13 protein-coding genes are annotated in these 13,752 nt (G+C 66.5%); all 13 read left to right on the top strand.

Features of this window, described 5'->3' with window-relative positions; all coding sequences use genetic code 11:
• Position 1: 1 nt before the first annotated feature.
• The 13 genes from ACP7AR_RS17085 (at position 2) to ACP7AR_RS17145 (ending at position 13,444) form a co-directional block, all read left to right on the top strand.
• On the top strand, positions 2-895 hold the full coding sequence (locus tag ACP7AR_RS17085; RefSeq protein WP_426188435.1) for a sugar ABC transporter permease: 894 nt from the start codon (positions 2-4) through the stop codon (positions 893-895).
• A gap of 348 nt (positions 896-1,243) precedes the next feature.
• Entirely contained in the window at positions 1,244-1,405 is a 162-nt protein-coding gene (locus ACP7AR_RS17090; RefSeq protein WP_426188437.1) for a hypothetical protein, read from the top strand.
• 106 nt (positions 1,406-1,511) lie between these two features.
• Positions 1,512-2,567, top strand: coding sequence for an ABC transporter (locus tag ACP7AR_RS17095; protein ID WP_426188439.1), 1,056 nt, complete (start codon positions 1,512-1,514; stop codon positions 2,565-2,567).
• 71 nt (positions 2,568-2,638) lie between these two features.
• Positions 2,639-3,073 carry a hypothetical protein gene (locus ACP7AR_RS17100; RefSeq protein WP_426188441.1) on the top strand — a complete coding sequence of 145 codons (435 nt, stop codon included), beginning with the start codon at positions 2,639-2,641 and terminating at the stop codon, positions 3,071-3,073.
• 44 nt (positions 3,074-3,117) lie between these two features.
• Positions 3,118-3,765 carry a spermidine/putrescine ABC transporter substrate-binding protein gene (locus ACP7AR_RS17105; RefSeq protein WP_426188443.1) on the top strand — a complete coding sequence of 216 codons (648 nt, stop codon included), beginning with the start codon at positions 3,118-3,120 and terminating at the stop codon, positions 3,763-3,765.
• 196 nt (positions 3,766-3,961) lie between these two features.
• Positions 3,962-4,438: a DUF2975 domain-containing protein gene (locus ACP7AR_RS17110; RefSeq protein WP_426188445.1), complete on the top strand. Its 477-nt coding sequence runs from the start codon at positions 3,962-3,964 to the stop codon at positions 4,436-4,438.
• Positions 4,438-4,671, top strand: coding sequence for a helix-turn-helix domain-containing protein (locus tag ACP7AR_RS17115; RefSeq protein WP_426188447.1), 234 nt, complete (start codon positions 4,438-4,440; stop codon positions 4,669-4,671). Before ACP7AR_RS17110 ends, ACP7AR_RS17115 begins: the two co-directional genes overlap by 1 nt.
• Positions 4,671-8,426: an SCO7613 C-terminal domain-containing membrane protein gene (locus ACP7AR_RS17120; RefSeq protein ID WP_426188449.1), complete on the top strand. Its 3,756-nt coding sequence runs from the start codon at positions 4,671-4,673 to the stop codon at positions 8,424-8,426. Before ACP7AR_RS17115 ends, ACP7AR_RS17120 begins: the two co-directional genes overlap by 1 nt.
• 265 nt (positions 8,427-8,691) lie before the next feature.
• Positions 8,692-9,060, top strand: a complete 369-nt coding sequence (gene rpsL, locus ACP7AR_RS17125) for a 30S ribosomal protein S12 (RefSeq protein WP_033106047.1) — start codon at positions 8,692-8,694, stop codon at positions 9,058-9,060.
• Between the two features lie 5 nt (positions 9,061-9,065).
• Positions 9,066-9,536, top strand: a complete 471-nt coding sequence (rpsG, locus tag ACP7AR_RS17130; RefSeq protein WP_033106048.1) for a 30S ribosomal protein S7 — start codon at positions 9,066-9,068, stop codon at positions 9,534-9,536.
• Positions 9,537-9,626: 90 nt separating this feature from the next.
• Positions 9,627-11,741: an elongation factor G gene (gene fusA / locus ACP7AR_RS17135; protein ID WP_426188451.1), complete on the top strand. Its 2,115-nt coding sequence runs from the start codon at positions 9,627-9,629 to the stop codon at positions 11,739-11,741.
• 147 nt (positions 11,742-11,888) lie between these two features.
• Entirely contained in the window at positions 11,889-13,079 is a 1,191-nt protein-coding gene (gene tuf / locus ACP7AR_RS17140; protein ID WP_426188453.1) for an elongation factor Tu, read from the top strand.
• Between the two features lie 152 nt (positions 13,080-13,231).
• Positions 13,232-13,444 carry a hypothetical protein gene (locus ACP7AR_RS17145; RefSeq protein WP_426188455.1) on the top strand — a complete coding sequence of 71 codons (213 nt, stop codon included), beginning with the start codon at positions 13,232-13,234 and terminating at the stop codon, positions 13,442-13,444.
• Positions 13,445-13,752: the final 308 nt, after the last annotated feature.

Raw genomic sequence — 13,752 nt, forward strand, 5'->3', positions numbered from 1 at the left:
GATGACCATTGCTCCCGCTCCTCTCACGCGTCGTCGTCGTTCTTTCGGTGCATGGTTCGCCGATACCGGCTGGCGCCACCTCGTCGCCATCGTCGCGAGTCTCTTCGCGATCTTCCCGCTGCTGTACGTGCTCTCGGCGTCGCTCAACCCTCGGGGCACGCTGACCGGTTCGAACCAGCTGTTCTCCGCGATCGGCATCGACAGCTACGTGCGCATCCTCAGCGACCCGCAGAACCCGTACGGGCTGTGGTTCCTGAACACCCTCGTGATCGCGCTCGTCACAGGCTTCACGACCGTGTTCATCGGCGCGTGCGCGGCATATGCCTTCTCGCGTATGCGATTCGCCGGTCGCCGCGTCGGGCTCGTCACGATCGTGGTCGTCCAGATGTTCCCGCAACTGCTGGCTGTGGTGGCGATCTTCCTGCTGATGACGACGCTGGGGGACTGGTTCCCCGCGATCGGCCTCAACACCCACACGGGCCTGATCCTCGTCTACCTCGGTGGGGCGCTCGGTGTGAACACCTACCTGATGTACGGATTCTTCAACACGATCCCGAAGGAGCTCGACGAGGCGGCTCGCATCGACGGCGCCGGTCACGCTCGTATCTTCTTCACGATCATCCTGCGCCTGGTCGCCCCGATCCTCGCCGTCGTCGGACTGCTGTCGTTCATCGGTACGGTGAACGAGTACGTCGTGGCGAGCGTCATCCTGATCGACCCGGAGCAGCAGACGCTCGTCGTCGGTCTCACCAAGCTCGTCTCCAACCCGCGCTACGCGGACTGGTCGGCGTTCTCGGCCGGTGCGGTGATGGCCGCCATCCCGGTGATGATCCTGTTCCTCTTCCTGCAGAAGTACATCGTCGGAGGGCTGACGGCCGGCGCCACGAAGGGCTGACCGACTGCTGAAGAGCTGCGCCGCGACTTTTGGATCGGGAGGCTTGCTGGCTCCTGTGGCGGTTGCGCCGCCGCTGACCGACGGCCCGGCGTCACCTCGTGCCCGGTGGGTGCGGCGATCCTCTCGCGAGGTGTCGCAACACGCCGCGTTGCGTGCCGTGAAGCGACCATCTACGCCACCAAGTGGCGGGCGTGTCCGGTAGATCGCCCGTGAGGTGCCTCGGCGTGCCGCATCGCGCGCGCTGACCCGACCACCTGCGCCACCTCGTGCCCGCCAGGGACGATGATCGCGCGACGTTCCACGCGTGTCATCTGAGGCGGACGCCCGCGCTGGCCCTACCTTGGAGTCATGGCACAGGTGGGCGGACGCAATCCGGCGATGAGCTGGATCGCCGGCGTATTCTGCGCCGGCGTCATCGCCGCGCTTCTCTGGCTCGCGCTGCCGATGGCCCCTGTGATGATCGACTACGTCGGCGACACGCTTCGCGCCATCGATCCCGGCGAGGGGTGAACGGCCGCAGAACCGCCCGGTCATGCGACACGTCGGCACGCCTCCGAGGCCGCGGGGCCGCACGGCGATAACCTCGCACTGCACATATCCGACGAGAGGCGCACCCATGAGTGACCCCGAGGTTCCCCAGCCCGAGCGGCCGAAAGACGTCAACGACGTCGTCGACAGCGCGAACGAGGGACTTGCCGACGCCGCTGCGGCAGGCGCCGAGGTTCGTGGCGAACGTGATTCCGTCGACCAGACCTCGGTCGAGCCGGCTGCTGTCGACCATGCCGCCGCCGATCCTGATCTCGCCGCGTTCGAAGAGGCCGAGAAGTCTCACCCCGGAACATTCGCGACACCTGAGCTCAACGAGCGATCCGAGTCCTTCGACGACCGTGCCGACGACCGCCCGAACGCGGGCTATCGTGCAGAGGGAACGGCGGCCCCGGCGGGTCTGTTCGGCTCAGACCGTGAGTCGAGGACGTCCGACGCGGATGCGGTGCACACGGACTCCATCGCAGACACCGCATATCTGCCCCCTGTGGCAGACGATGCCGAGACACGAGTCGTCCCTTCGGAGCCGGCCGTCGTAGTCGCGCCGGTCGCACAGCAGCAGCAGCCGATCTTCGTGCAGGCGCCTGAGCCCCCGCGCGATCGGGGCAACCGCGGCACAGCGGCAGCGATCGGGCTGCTCGCGACCCTCGTGTTCGCGATCCTGTACCTCGGCACTGCTCTCGGTCTCGGCGCCCTCGCAGGCGACGTCACCGGAGAGAACATCGGCGAGGCCGCGCTGGCACCTCTCACGACGTGGGGCTTCTGGGTTCCGGTCGTCGTGTTCTTCGTCGGATTCTGGCTGCTCGGCGCCATCATCAACCGCGGCCGCTGGGGCCTCTGGGTCGTCTTCGGCATCATCGTCGGCCTGTTCGCCTACGCCGGACACATCCTCGGCCAGCTGTTCGAGGCGCCGTTCTGGCTGATCTCGACGTCCGAGGGCAACGAGCTCGTCGGCAGCCAGTTGCTCGCACCTCTCGCGATCGCCGCATTCGTCTTCGGACGCGAGCTCACCATCTGGTTCGGCGCATGGGTCGCTCGCAGCGGCGCACGCAAGACCGAGCTCAACATCGAGGCTCAGCGTGAGTACGAGCGCACGCTCGAGGCCGGCCCGACCCTTTCGAGGTAATCACGGACACTTCCTCGCCCGACCCCCGCGGCCCAGTGCCTGCGGGGGTTTCGGCTGTCCAGGCGACGGCGATGACGACGATCGGGTTCTTCGCGATCGCGGTCTTCAGCCTCGGTGCGCTGAGCGTGGTGACGGATGCCGACATCATCACGGTGCCTGAGACGGGGCAGGCCCCCGGCATCGTCGGCATGGTCTTCGCGGTCGCGGTGTTCGCAGGCATCCTCTACCTCGCCGTGCGCATCGAGCACCCGCGCTTCCGGTCGGTGTGGACGATCGCGATCGCGACAGCGCTCGCGCACCTGCTCGCCGCGGGGATCGCCGGAGTCGTCGTCACGGGCGAGTTCGTCAACGCGCTGGCGGTCATGGGCGAGCTCGTCACCGGGGGTGCGAGTCTCGTGATTCTCGCGACCGCGGCGATCGCAGCCTGGGCCGGTGTCGCGCTGCGGCGCACGCGCGCGAAGCGTCCGCGTTGGCCGTGGGAGCGCGACGACATCGACGAGAACTGATCGACTCACGCGATATTCGCGGGGATGACCCTATTCTGGAGAACGTGGAGCGGTCGCTAGAGACGCAGGTCGACCAGGCCGTCGAGGCCTGGCTGCGCTGGGTGCCGCGCTGGGAGCCCGCCACTCATCGCGGACGTGTCGCTCCGTGTCGTCGCTGTCTCGGCTCTCCCATCCTCTCTGCGGCGGGTATCGGTGGCAATGTTCCGCACGGCGTGCAGCATGGCCTCTCGACACGCATCAAGACGATCGTGGATCACTCGGTCGCCGAGTACACCGCACGCAACCTGCCGATGCTGCAGAAGGAACTCGACCAGCAAGCGGCGCGCAACCGCGCCCGCAGCTACCGGCCCTCTGAAGATCTCGAGCCGGAGTTCGAGGGACTGCCGCTCGACCCTGAACCCGTGCCGGGCGCACCGTTCCTGTTCACCATCGCCGGGCTCGCCGACGAAGAGAGCATCGAACTTCCGCCCCTGCCTCCGCTGACCGAGGAGGCCAAAGCCGCGCTCCGGCAGGAGGTCGCCCTCGCCGACGAGTACGCGAACATGATCGGTCGCGAGATCTGCGGAATCCTGCTGCGGCACCGCCTCAACGTGCAGGCCGCCATCTCTCAGCACGTCGAACCTCAGATCGAGGCGCTGCTCGAGGAGCTGACGTCGTCGTTGGACTCGCCCTTCGATCCCGAGACGCCCTGACATCGAGACCGAGTTCGCGGCATGACACAGAGCCGCGCATGGTCGGTTTCGTGCAGTCGGCTCGGTCTCGAGCTCACGCTGCCCCCCGCGCCACCACCCGTGGATTTCCTGTGAGCGCGGGCGTCGGCTGGAGTTGGGGAGCGCGGAGGGCTATCGTTTTTCGATAGATACCAGCCGCTTATCGATAGGCAGATTGATGCAACCACGTGTGACCGCCGTGCTCAAGACCCTGATCGCCGTGATGATCCTGCTGCTGCTCGCCAGCCAGATCCTGGTCATCCCCGAGGTGGCGCGCGTCACGGCGCTCCGCAACCCCGACGTCGCTCAGCTTGAGATTCCCGGCATCATCGGCGCGATCATCTTCCTGGCGCTCGTGCAGGTCACGCTCATCTGCGTGTGGCGACTGCTCTCCCTTGTGCGCGCCGAGCGCATCTTCAGCGCAGACGCCTTCCGGTACGTCGACATCATCCTCTGGGCGCTGGCCGCGGCAGGAGCCATCATCGCCATCTCGTACGTGGTGATCATCGCGAGCCGTGCGGTCTCGCTCTCGCTCACGTTGCTCGCGATCCTCGGCATCGTCGTCAGTGCCGCCCTCGCCCTCCTCGTCGTCGTGCTGCGCGGGCTGCTGCGCAAGGCGCTCGAACTCGAGCAGGACATGTCCGAGGTCGTCTGATGCCCATCGTCATCGACCTCGACGTGCAGCTAGCGCGCAAGAAGATGAGTGTTCAGGAATTCGCGGATGCCATCGGCATCACCCCGGCGAACGTCGCGGTGCTCAAGAACGGGCGGGCCAAGGCCGTGCGGTTCACCACCCTCGACGCCATCTGCCAGGTGCTCGAATGTCAGCCGGGCGACATCCTGCGGTGGACCCCGGACGCGAACACCGAGACAGAAGCGGGGGAGTGATGAGCACGCCGACCGACACGATCAGCTGGGGCGAGAGCATCGCCCTGCACCTGCTCGATGCCACGACCTGCCCCGTGTGCGCCGTTGAACGGCTGGCCGACGGATGCTGCCCCCGCTGCGGCGCAGACCTTCGCGGCGCCTACGGTGTCGAGCTGTGGGAGGCCTCAGCCACGGCCGCGCACGCGCTCCGCGCCCGCGATGCGGTGCTGAGCCGCGCACCCCGGACTTCGGCGTTCGCCCCGACGACGGCCGGGGCCGGCACGCCGCTCGCATCGGCAGGCGCCGCTGCGTCGGCTCTCCCGACAGCGGCCGCTCCTCCGCCTGCTTCTCCCGGCACGCACTCGTCGGCGCAACCGGAGCGTCCGCGCTCCAGCGCCACCATCCAGTCCGTCCTCGCGATCGCCGGAGCCGGACTGTTCGCGATCGCCGCACTCATCTTCACGTTCCTGAATCCCGACCTCTCCGACCGTGGCGTTCGCAGCGCGGTCGTCGGGCTGGTGACCCTCGTCTTCCTCGGCGGTGCGTGGATGCTCGCGCGCCGCGGACTGCAGTTCTCCGCTGAAGCGGTCGGCGCGCTCGGGCTGGTCTTCGTGTGCCTTGACGTCTACGCCTTCGCGCAACTCGGCATCACTGACTCCGGCACCTGGCTGCTCGCCGCTCTCGCCACGACAGTCGCCGGAGCCGTGATGCTCGTAGCGGGCCGCTTCTCGCAGATCCGAGTGTGGCAATGGGCCGCGATGCTCGGTATCGCGACGGTGCCGGCCATGCTCGGATACGCGGCCGCGTCGACCTACGTCTGGGCACTCGGACACCTCGGTTCTGCTTTCGCCGCCGCTGCGCTCGTCACGGCGTCGCCGCGGACCGCGAGGCGCTCACTCGCCGCGTTCCAGGTCATCGCAGTGCTCAGTGCCGTACCGCTTTCCGCGTTCGGCGCGCTCTCCTTCGGGATCACGGTCGTGGGCATGCTCGGCCTCAGCGCGGCGTTCGCGCTGATCACGCTTCACGCAGCCTTGGCCGCCGGCCACTCGCTGCGGCGCTGGTGGAGCTTCGTCGCCGGCGGTGCCGCGACGATCGCACTCGTCCTCGCGGTCTCATCTCCGGTGGCGCACACGGCTGCTGAGTGGCTGCCGGCCGTGCTCCCTACTGCGGCGGCGTTCGCTTTCGCATCGGTCGCGGTGGCGCCGGGGATGCGCGAGGTCGTGCGCTCGACGCTCGCAACGGGCGGGATCGCGGTGGTCGCCGTGCTCGGGTTGCTTCCACTGCTGTACGCGTCCACGACATTCCTCGACGCACTGACGGCCGTGGTGCGCGGGGACGGCACGGCGGTGCAGGCAGAGCCGTGGGCGTGGGCGCCACTGATCGGCATGGCAGGTGTCGCCTCGGGGCTCGCCCTGTTCGGCGGCCTCGCCCGCGATCGCGATGCCGGCGAGAGCCTCGATATCGGCGAGAGCCTCGATGCGCGCGCCGTGAACGCGCGACGTCAGACCCTGCGCGGCTTCGCCAGGGCGACTGACCTCGTCGCCCTCGGCGCCGGGGTGATGACGGTGCTCACCCTTGCATGCAGCGGCCTTCTGCCTCTCGCGGCTCGTCTCGTCGTCGTGCTGGGCGTCGCCGCCACCATGGCGCTCGCTCTGAGCAGGACGAACAGGACACCCGCCCCGCACCGCATCGTGCTGGTGGTCGGAGTCCACGCTGCCGTCGCGGTCGGCATCCTCATCTCCTGGCTCGACCCGCACACTGCGCCGCTGTCGGGGATCGGAGTGATCGCCGTGCTGGCTCTGGCGAGCAGGATCCTGCCGAGCAGCGTCCGATTCCTGCACGTCGGCGCCGGCTTCGCCTATGCGCTCGTGTGCCTCGGACAGGCTCTCGCGCAGACCGACCTCGGCAGCATCGCGGTCCTGTGTCTGGTGACGTCGGCCGGGCTTGTCGGAGCGATCATCGTGACGTTCCTGCCGCGTGTCCGCGCACGCGACTGGTACGCCGTGCTCGTGGTCACGACAGTGCCGTTCGCGGCCGGCATCGTGCAGGTGATCTTCGAGCGCAGCGGCTGGACCGCTCTTTCGACCGCGCTCATGTTCGCTCTCGCCCTGTCGCTGGTGCTGACCAGACGCCCTGGTCTCAACATCGTGCTTCGGACGGTCGCGAGCGGGATGCTGGTGCCCACCGTCGCGGTCGTCGTCGTGTGCCTCGGGGCGCAGGTGCTCGCTGTCAGTGCTTCGCCTGTCACCCTGCCCGTGATCGCCGCGATCGTGGCGCTCATTCTGCCGAGCACGACACTGATCCGTGACGCGCTGCGTCGCAATGGCCTGCCTGCGGATGCTGCGGCGGCCGCGCGTATCGCGATCGAGGCGTCGGCGCTGTTGACCGGGTCGATCGCCACCGTCCTCGCGCTTGCGAGGGAAGCCGCCGGCCTCGGCACCACGTTCCTCGTGCTCGTGATCCTCGGCGTCGGTGCCGCGGCGAGTGCGGTGTTCACCCGCCGCCGCTACGGATGGTGGGTGGCCGGTGCCGCGTTCACCGGTGCGCTGTGGTGCGTGTGGACGATGAACGGCGTCGATCTGCTCGAGGCCTACCTGCTTCCACCGGCGCTCGCCGCAGGTGCGATCGCCGCCGTCCTCAGTGCGCGGGGGCTCGATGTGCGCGGCCTCTACGCTGCGGGACTCGGCATCGCCGTCGTGCCGAGTCTCGGGTTGCTCGTTCTCGTGGAGCCGGATGCGCGCACCGCCGCGGACCTGCCGTGGCGGGCCATCTCACTGCTCGCCGGAGGCGCGGTACTGCTGGGCGTGGCCACCTGGTTCGCTCGCATCGGCCGGAAGTCGCGCACCGCGCGGATGCGTACGCTCGTGCCGCCGACTCTCGTCGCTGCGGGGGTCGCGGCGATCGCTGGTCCGATCCAGGGCGTGAGGATGGGCCTCGGAGCCGATCTCGTCTTCCTGCACGGAGCAGCCCTGTTCCTCGCCTGCACCACGATCTCCGCAGTGGCGGCGATCATCCTGGTGTGCGCCGGACGAGGCATCCGTGCCGCAGCGCGTGCGGATTCACCTTTGCGCACATCTCGCTGGACATACGCGCCCGCCGCACTCGCGCTTGCCGCAGGCACCTGGTGCGCGATCGAGCGGGATTGGGATTCGATCTGGTTGATGTGGGCGCTGATGATCGGGATCCTCGCCCTCATGCTCACCGCTGCAGTGCGCGCGGAGCGCACGGTGCTTCCTCCGGTGTGGTTCCTGTTCGCGATCGCCTTCGTCACGGCGGTGGTGGCGTGGAGTCCACGCGACCTGAGGGTGGAGTGGTTCTCGCTGCCGCTCGGCGCGTTCCTCCTTTTGGCCGGCATCCATGCGCTGCGACGAGGGAGGGCGCAGAGCGGAGGCGGGCTGAATGCCTGGCCGGCCGGTCACGCCGGCTCGTGGCCGCTGTTGGCCCCGGGAATCATCACGATGATGAGCGCGTCGATCGCCGCGACCTTCACCGATCCGTTGACGTGGCGCGCGATCCTCGTCATGGTGCTCGCACTCGCCGCGATCATGGTCGGAGCAGGCAGGCGCCTTGCGGCACCCTTCCTCCTCGGCATGATCGTGCTGCCGATCGAGAACGTGTTCGTCTTCTCGGTGCAGATCGGCCGCGGGATCGAGTCGATGCCGTGGTGGATCACGCTGGCCGTGGTCGGCGCGGTGCTGCTCATCATCGCCGTCACGTACGAGAGGCGCAGCGGAGATGCCGACACGGTGGTGGCTCGCATCCGAGATCTGCGGTGACGAGATGTGCGGGGAACGAGTGGAGGCGGCTTCGGACACGCCGACGAACCGCGGCATCCGCCGTCATTTGACCGCGTACGTTACGCGGCATTACACTTGATCAGGTGTGTGCACGTCTCGGCGTGCCTGCACACGGGCGCCGGTCCATACCGGTCTGCCCCCACGGCATACCCACCACACCAAAAGCACGCCTGATCAGGCGTGCCGGTGGGTCATGATGTGAAACCCATCACGCTGTCACCGTGCAGCATTATGAGGAGAGAACGTGCCAACCATTCAGCAGTTGGTTCGCAAGGGTCGCTCGCCCAAGGTCACAAAGACCAAGGCGCCGGCGCTCAAGTCGAACCCGCAGCAGGCCGGGGTATGCACCCGCGTCTACACCACCACCCCGAAGAAGCCGAACTCGGCGATGCGCAAGGTCGCTCGTGTGAAGCTCCGCAACGGGGCCGAGGTCACCGCCTACATCCCCGGCGAGGGCCACAACCTGCAGGAGCACTCCCTGGTGCTCGTCCGCGGCGGTCGTGTCAAGGACCTCCCCGGTGTGCGTTACAAGATCGTCCGTGGCGCCCTGGACACCCAGGCAGTCAAGAACCGTAAGCAGGCTCGTTCCCGCTACGGTGCGAAGAAGGGTTGAGTTAGATGCCTCGTAAGGGTCCCGCCCCCAAGCGCCCCGTCGTCAACGACCCGGTATACGGCGCTCCGATCGTCACCTCGCTGGTGAACAAGATCCTCGTCGACGGCAAGAAGTCGCTGGCAGAGTCGATCGTCTACGGCGCCCTCCGCGGCGTCGAGGCGAAGAACAGCCAGGATGCCGTCGCCACACTGAAGAAGGCGCTCGACAACGTGCGCCCCACCCTTGAGGTTCGCAGCCGCCGCGTCGGTGGCTCGACCTATCAGGTCCCGGTCGAGGTCAAGCCTCACCGTGCGAACACCCTCGCGCTGCGCTGGCTCGTCAGCTACGCCAAGGGCCGTCGCGAGAAGACCATGACAGAGCGTCTCCAGAACGAGATCCTGGATGCCTCGAACGGCCTGGGCGCTGCGGTCAAGCGTCGTGAGGACACTCACAAGATGGCCGAGTCGAACCGCGCGTTCGCTCACTACCGCTGGTAAACAGCTTCGCTCGGTCAGGGGCGGTCTCCGCCCCTGACCGACACCCTTCACCTCGTCGCTCAGCGACATCTCGAAGATAAGGACACTCCTGTGGCACAAGACGTGCTCACCGACCTGAGCAAGGTCCGCAACATCGGCATCATGGCGCACATCGATGCCGGCAAGACCACCACCACCGAGCGCATCCTGTTCTACACGGGCGTCAACCACAAGCTCGGCGAGACGCACGATGGCGCCTCGACCACCGACTGGATGGAGCAGGAGAAGGAGCGCGGCATCACGATCACGTCTGCCGCCGTGACCTGCTACTGGGACAAGAACCAGATCAACATCATCGACACACCCGGTCACGTGGACTTCACCGTCGAGGTGGAGCGCTCGCTCCGCGTCCTCGATGGCGCAGTCGCCGTCTTCGACGGCAAGGAGGGCGTCGAGCCCCAGTCCGAGACGGTGTGGCGTCAGGCTGACAAGTACAACGTCCCGCGCATCTGCTTCGTCAACAAGATGGACAAGCTCGGTGCTGACTTCTACTTCACGGTCGACACGATCATCAACCGCCTCGGCGCGAAGCCGCTCGTCATTCAGCTGCCCATCGGCGCGGAGAACGACTTCATCGGTGTCATCGACCTCGTCGAGATGCGTGCACTCGTCTGGGAGGGTGACTCCAAGGGTGACGTGACCATGGGTGCCAAGTACGAGATCCAGGAGATCCCTGCCGACCTCAAGGACAAGGCTGACGAGTACCGTCAGCAGCTCCTCGAGACCGTCGCGGAGACCGACGACGCGCTGCTCGAGAAGTTCTTCGGCGGTGAAGAGCTCTCGGTCGCCGAGATCAAGGGCGCGATCCGCAAGCTCACCGTCGCTTCGGAGATCTACCCGGTCCTGTGCGGCTCGGCATTCAAGAACCGCGGCGTGCAGCCGATGCTCGACGCGGTGGTCGACTACCTCCCGAACCCCCTCGACGTCGGTGCCATTCAGGCGCACGACCCGAAGGACTACGACACGATCATCGAGCGTCACCCCGACGCGAACGACCCGTTCGCGGCTCTGGCGTTCAAGGTGGCAGTGCACCCGTTCTTCGGTCGCCTCACCTACGTTCGCGTCTACTCGGGTCACCTCGATTCCGGCTCTGCGGTCATCAACTCGACCAAGGGCAAGAAGGAGCGCATCGGGAAGATCTTCCAGATGCACGCCAACAAGGAGATCCCGGTGCCGTCTGTGACCGCCGGAAACATCTACGCGGTCATCGGCCTGAAGGACACCACCACCGGTGACACCCTCACCGACCCGACGTCGCCGGTCGTCCTCGAGTCGATGACGTTCCCTGAGCCCGTCATCGAGGTCGCCATCGAGCCGAAGACCAAGGCCGACCAGGAGAAGCTGGGTGTCGCCATCCAGAAGCTCGCTGAGGAGGACCCGACCTTCCGCACGGAGCTCAACCCCGAGACCGGTCAGACGACCATCAAGGGCATGGGCGAGCTGCACCTCGACATCCTCGTGGATCGCATGAAGCGCGAGTTCAACGTCGAGGCGAACGTCGGCAAGCCCCAGGTGGCGTACCGCGAGACGATCAAGAAGGCCGTCGAGAAGTACGACTACACGCACAAGAAGCAGACCGGTGGATCGGGTCAGTTCGCGAAGATCCAGTTCAACATCGAGCCGCTGGATCTGGACGCCGAGAAGACTTACGAGTTCGTGAACGCCGTCACCGGTGGTCGCATCCCGCGTGAGTACATCGGATCCATCGACGCCGGTTTCCAGGACGCCATGAACGTCGGCGTTCTCGCCGGCTTCCCGATCGTGGGCGTCAAGGCGACCATCGTCGATGGTGCAGCTCACGACGTCGACTCCTCGGAGATGGCGTTCAAGATCGCTGGTTCCATGGGCTTCAAGGAAGCCCTCCGCCGCGCCAACCCCGTTCTTCTCGAGCCGCTCATGGCTGTTGAGGTTCGTACTCCTGAGGAGTACATGGGTGATGTCATCGGTGACCTGAACTCGCGTCGTGGTCAGATCCAGTCGATGGAGGACGCCGCAGGCGTCAAGGTCGTCCGTGCACAGGTTCCGCTGTCCGAGATGTTCGGTTACATCGGCGACCTGCGCTCGAAGACCTCGGGTCGCGCTGTCTACTCGATGGAGTTCCACTCCTACGCCGAGGTCCCCAGGGCCGTGGCCGACGAGATCGTCCAGAAGACCAAGGGCGAGTAAGCCCTTTCGTCCGGGCGGCCTGTGGCCGCCCGGACAACACACAACTTCACAAAGCTCTCTCTACTAAACTGAGAATCAAACCCCGTAGGGAACCGGTCACAATCCAGTGCTCGGCAATCTCTACACGAACGTCCTGAGGAGGACCAAGTGGCCAAGGCCAAGTTCGAGCGCACCAAGCCGCACGTGAACATCGGAACGATCGGTCACGTCGACCACGGCAAGACGACGCTGTCGGCAGCCATCTCCAAGGTGCTCGCTGACAAGTACCCGTCCGACACCAACGTGCAGCGTGACTTCGCTTCCATCGACTCGGCGCCGGAAGAGCGCCAGCGTGGTATCACGATCAACATCTCGCACATCGAGTACGAGACCCCCAAGCGCCACTACGCGCACGTTGACGCCCCCGGCCACGCCGACTACGTCAAGAACATGATCACCGGTGCAGCTCAGATGGACGGTGCCATCCTCGTGGTCGCCGCCACCGACGGCCCGATGGCTCAGACCCGTGAGCACGTTCTGCTCGCCAAGCAGGTCGGCGTGCCGTACCTGCTCGTCGCGCTGAACAAGAGCGACATGGTCGACGACGAGGAGATCCTGGAGCTCGTCGAGCTCGAGGTTCGCGAGCTGCTCGCGGGCCAGGGCTTCGACGAGGACGCTCCTGTCGTCCAGGTCTCGGCTCTCAAGGCGCTCGAGGGCGAAGAGAAGTGGGTCAACGCGATCCTCGAGCTCATGCAGGCTGTCGACGACAGCGTTCCGGACCCGGAGCGCGACCGTGACAAGCCCTTCCTCATGCCGATCGAGGACGTCTTCACGATCACCGGTCGTGGAACGGTCGTCACCGGCCGCGCCGAGCGTGGCACCCTCAAGATCAACTCCGAGGTCGAGATCGTCGGCATCCGCGCGACGCAGAAGACCACGGTCACCGGTATCGAGATGTTCCACAAGCAGCTCGACGAGGCATGGGCCGGCGAGAACTGTGGTCTGCTGCTTCGCGGTCTGAAGCGCGAAGACGTCGAGCGCGGCCAGGTCGTCGTTCAGCCGGGCTCGGTCACCCCTCACACGAACTTCGAGGGCACCGCGTACATCCTGTCGAAGGAAGAGGGCGGCCGTCACAACCCGTTCTACACGAACTACCGCCCGCAGTTCTACTTCCGCACCACCGACGTCACCGGCGTCATCTCGCTGCCTGAGGGCACCGAGATGGTCATGCCCGGCGACACCACCGACATGACGGTCGAGCTGATCCAGCCGATCGCCATGGAAGAGGGCCTCGGCTTCGCCATCCGTGAGGGTGGACGCACCGTGGGCGCCGGTACGGTCACGAGCATCATCAAGTAAGCATCCGCTTCCTCGCAGAGGGGTCGAGCCTTCGGGCTCGGCCCCTCTGTCGTTGTCACGGGTGGGCAAGGGTTTCCTTTGCCGGGGATGCCGTGCACAATGAGAGTGATCGGCAGACTCAGCCGACGTCACAACCTCGAGGGGGACCCGCAATGGGCACGGACGACATCGTCAACAAGGGCAAAGACCTGTACGAGCAGAACAAGGACAAGATCGCGGAGGCGGTCAAGAGCGAGCAGGCCGAGGACGTCAGCGACAAGGTCCTCGACGGTGTCGCCGACTTCGCCAAGAAGCTGGCACCCGGTGCTGCCGACAAGATCGATGAGATCCGCGACAGTGCGGACAAGGCAGTCGGCAACGAGTAGATGATCTTCCGGAAGGGGCGGCGCACTTCGGTGCGTCGCCCCTTCCGTGTACTATGAGTCCAGCCGCCTGGGGATCACGCGGCCGGGTTCGTCGAAGGGGTTCGGCGAACCGAGGATGCGCAGCCAAGGCTGTGCATGAATCTGGGGAATGATTTTGGGGATCATCACGCGTCGTGCGCCGTCTGTGCGTCGACGCCTCACCCCGCCTGCGCGGCGGTCGATCCGCCGCGCCATCGACGAGGATCTCGGCGCCCCTTCGCGTCGTGATCCTCGTGTTCGGCGTGCCCCCTCGCGCCGAGCACTCCCCT

The organism is Microbacterium sp. TWP3-1-2b2 (assembly GCF_049896145.1).
Taxonomy (GTDB): Bacteria; Actinomycetota; Actinomycetes; order Actinomycetales; family Microbacteriaceae; genus Microbacterium.